General features: G+C 54.8%; 2 protein-coding genes and 1 pseudogene. 2 read left to right on the top strand and 1 reads right to left on the bottom strand.

The window, feature by feature from the left end; translation table 11 throughout:
• The first annotated feature begins 203 nt into the window (after window positions 1–203).
• The gene (locus tag IQ273_RS32800; protein ID WP_228054361.1) at window positions 204–473 is read left to right on the top strand and encodes a UPF0175 family protein; all 270 of its coding nucleotides are present in this window, start codon (window positions 204–206) and stop codon (window positions 471–473) included.
• On the top strand, window positions 470–862 hold the full coding sequence (locus IQ273_RS32795) for a hypothetical protein (protein ID WP_228054358.1): 393 nt from the start codon (window positions 470–472) through the stop codon (window positions 860–862). The genes IQ273_RS32800 and IQ273_RS32795 overlap by 4 nt, the downstream gene beginning before the upstream one ends.
• A 615-nt stretch (window positions 863–1,477) precedes the next feature.
• Here the strand turns inward: IQ273_RS32795 and IQ273_RS34255 are convergent.
• Window positions 1,478–2,025: pseudogene (locus IQ273_RS34255) on the bottom strand (transposase); the annotation flags it as partial.

Here is a 2,025-nt window from a genome sequence, read left to right as displayed (position 1 = left end):
AAGGGCAATCCACCGCCCGCTTGCGCCTCTCAATGCAAGCGAGACGCCCTAGACTGTCGCATTGAGTTCGCTAAGGTCCTCACATTCTCATGGTGAGACTGCCCTAAGTTTTCTGCACCACTAAGCCGCGCAGGTTCAGGTGACCGCTTTGTGGGCTGGCCCAGATTGGTTACGATGGGGGCACCGTCTTACGGCTCATACCTATGGAAGTCGCGTTTCCCAACGAATTGTTGGTTGCCCTGCGGGAAGAACCCGAGGGCTTTCGCCAAAAAGTCTTGATCTATACCCTGGGCAAGCTCTACGAAATGGGCCGCATATCCGGCGGGTTTGGTGCACAAATCTTGGGCTGCGATCGCTGGGAGTTTTACCGTCTGCTGTCTGAAAATGGGTTTGCCGTCATTGACTACCCCGAAGATGAGCTGGCTGCTGAAGCCGATATCTCAGATTGGCCCCTACCTTCTGAGGCTGAATGAAGGCCGTCATCAACGCCACGCCACTAATTTCTCTCTCTTTGACGGGCCATCTTCAGCTACTAAATCAGCTCTTCTCTGAGGTCTACGTTCCTACATCTGTTTACCAGGAAGTTGTAACCCAAGGTCGGCAGCGACCCGGCAGCGATGTCGTTCGCAATGCTGATTGGCTCATCGTTCAGCAGCCTGCCCTCACCTCACCTATTCCTGTGGCGTTGATGGGCCTAGACCTTGGAGAGCAAGATGTCATTTTGCTGGGGCAAGAATTGGCGGTCAATTGGCTCATTATTGACGAGCGTCTTGGCCGAAAAATTGCCCAGGCCATGAGCTTTCAGGTCAAAGGAACGCTGGGATTACTCTTGGTAGCTTGTCATGGTAGGGCTGTTAACTAGGCAAGATGCAGCACAGGTGGTAGAGGCGCTCAGCAAAAGCTCTATTCGCTTGAGCCCCCGATTGTTAGCCTGGTTTAAAGAGCAACTTAATGCCTTCTAGGTCCTAAAGTAGCGAAGCTGCTATTTGGGGCAATTTAGTCCTTTTCTGTTGCTGGATAGCTGTGCGCGCAGGCAACTATTCAAAACCATTTGTCTGAAAAATTTGCCTCAGAAAATTACCAGATGCACAGAGGGTAAGGCGTTACCTCCTCGCGCCATAGCACCCCACCCGAAAAAGCTTGTAGGTCATTGCCAGGATCTCAGTCTGCACGGCCAGCAGCTCAGTTTCAAAGTGATAGTGGAACGGCTCTAGATCCCCAACGTAGAATAACGGGGAACCAGGGTTTAATTGGAGTTTAGACTAAGACAAATTATCCCTCAGGTATCAGAGGGAGGATCTATGGACCATTTCAGGACGATGAGCCAGCTAAGCGACGGTTTTTGAGCGTTTTTTAGGTCGACTCGCTCGTTTTCTGACGGTAGGATAACGCGGTTTCCGGTTCCGTTTTTGGCCCGTGGGCCACCCTGGGGACTTACCTCGGGGTTTGGGGGCATTGGTGGGAGAGCCCAACCGGGCTAAAAGTGGTGCGATAGAATCGGCGACTCGTCCGGGGGTGAGGATGGGTAGCGTTTTCTGCCAGGGCAGAGGGGCATCCTGCACGAGGTTTCGGGCCAACCACAGTTGCCAGGGGCTAACAGCATGAGATCGCTCCAGCGCTCAGCGGCTTTGGGTTCGCCGAGTTTGGGAACCGTCCAATGGAGGCGCTGCTTTAAGAATCGGTACCAATGCTCCAGGGCAAAGCGGCGGAGGTAGCGGTGCCAGAGGCTCTCAATATCAGGCATGGGGCCACCGACCCAGACTAGCCACAACGGTCGAGTCGAGCGTGGCAGGCCGGTTGCGTCGAGACGTTGGACCTGAATCAGGGTCATCGGATGGGTTGGGGCCTGACGGAAATGCATCTGCTGCCAACAGCGCACCCGCACAGAGCCGAGTTTGGGATGCACGACGGTCAGGTCGTGGTCAGCGGTTCGCCAGGTCGTGGGGGCATTGAGTTTGAAACAAGCACCATGGATTCGGGGTCGTCCCGTCCCGCCATAGGGTGGCGGCGCACCCCAGAGATTGC

The organism is Nodosilinea sp. LEGE 07298 (genome assembly GCF_015207265.1).
GTDB lineage: Bacteria > Cyanobacteriota > Cyanobacteriia > Phormidesmidales > Phormidesmidaceae > Nodosilinea.
This window is presented reverse-complemented; position numbering and strand designations above follow the sequence as displayed.